2 protein-coding genes are annotated in these 1,422 nt (G+C 58.6%); both read left to right on the forward strand.

The features are described 5' to 3' along the window. Window positions 1–542 precede the first annotated feature (542 nt). Window positions 543–809, forward strand: coding sequence for a type II toxin-antitoxin system ParD family antitoxin (locus FJ957_RS31700; RefSeq protein WP_140644692.1), 267 nt, complete (start codon window positions 543–545; stop codon window positions 807–809). A 3-nt stretch (window positions 810–812) separates the two neighbouring features. Continuing rightward, on the forward strand, window positions 813–1,124 hold the full coding sequence (locus tag FJ957_RS31705) for a type II toxin-antitoxin system RelE/ParE family toxin (protein ID WP_140837564.1): 312 nt from the start codon (window positions 813–815) through the stop codon (window positions 1,122–1,124). Window positions 1,125–1,422: the final 298 nt, after the last annotated feature.

A 1,422-nucleotide genomic window follows, 5' to 3' on the forward strand; every position in this document is an offset into this window, starting at 1 on the left:
AGCAGCCCGGTAGCTCGTCAGGCTCATAACCTGAAGGTCACAGGTTCAAATCCTGTCCCCGCAACCAAACGCAAAACGGCCCGCTCAACGCGGGCCGTTTTGCGTTGGAGGATCGCAAAACCAACACAAAAAGCCACACTCTCTCGCCAGGGGCCGAATCATTCCGTCCATATCGGCGCGCCTGGTGCGATGCTCGCTTTGAGCTGCGGCTGATGAGGACGTTGAAATGAGAGACACCTATTCTGAGACCTGCGCCCAATTGGGTGCGAAATAACATTAGCCGGTCGAGCTTAAACTCAGCCGGCTTTTGTGTTCCTGTCGCCTCGCAAACGGAGAGAGATCCTGGAATAGGCCGCCCGGCGATCCTTGAATCGGGCGCCGGCGTCCCCGACCCGGCATTTCGACCGCTGCCGATTCGGGTGCGGTTGGATCTTTCACCGAATCGCGTCGGGTGAATTGGAGATCGAATCAAGCAAATTGCTATTTCTTGCTATCTATTGCTATTATCCGCGCCCGACCCCATATCCCCGAGAGGGTTCCACATGCCCAACTACGCTTTGAACGATCACTATGAGCGCTTCATCAGGAAGCAGCTCGAATCGGGCCGCTACAACAATGCCAGCGAGGTTGTCCGCGCCGGTCTGCGTTTGCTCGAGGATTTTGAGGCGGAGCGAGAGAAGTGGCTGCGCGAGGAAATTCCGTCGCGCATGGCCGAGCTCCAGCAAGATCCGGCAAAGGGAATCCCCGCCGAAACGGTGTTTTCCCGGCTTGAGGTCCGTCATCGCGCGCGGCAGGCGAAAGCCAAGTAGGGGATGGAATACCGGATTGTCTTCCACGCGAGCGCGGAAGCTGAACTCGAACAGCTCTATGACGATATAGCCGACCGTGCGTCGCCGGCGGTTGCCTGGGATTTTGTTGTGGGCATCCGCGATCATTGCCTAGGCTTGTCGACATTTCCACGGCGCGGCACTGAGCGGGTGGAGATCATGCCGGGGCTGCGGATCATTGGTTTTCGGCGCGCCGTCAGCATTGCCTTTGCCGTCGACGGCGAGCGGGTGCTGATTCTCGGCATCTTCTACGCGGGCCGGAACATCACGCCGGAATTGCTCGAAGACCGGCTCTGAAACGCTGCTAGGGTTGCTGCGGCGGATGATACTCGCGCCAGGAGCGACAAGCGATTTCCGTGCCGATGGCATGCGCCCGGAGGTGGCATCACAGCAGCGGCCAAAGGCCGGAACACCGCTCCCAGATCAGCCAAGCCAACTCACGAATTTTGACCCCGTGGATATCTCCGCGAGAAATCGAAAAAACATCGCAGATCGGTGTTGACAGTTTGTCTGGGTGGCGACTATATACGGCCCACGAACGAGGGCGGTGCGCCGCTGGCGACGAAGAAGTTTGCTTCTAAGTCTGCCCTCTTTG

The sequence above is a fragment of the Mesorhizobium sp. B2-4-6 genome (assembly GCF_006442775.1).
Classification (GTDB): domain Bacteria; phylum Pseudomonadota; class Alphaproteobacteria; order Rhizobiales; family Rhizobiaceae; genus Mesorhizobium.

Bases quoted from the DNA above. Each gene is read 5' to 3' on its own strand.
- FJ957_RS31705 (WP_140837564.1), top strand. From the start codon at position 813: ATGGAATACCGGATTGTCTTCCACGCGAGCGCGGAAGCTGAACTCGAA.
- FJ957_RS31700 (WP_140644692.1), top strand. From the start codon at position 543: ATGCCCAACTACGCTTTGAACGATCACTATGAGCGCTTCATCAGGAAG.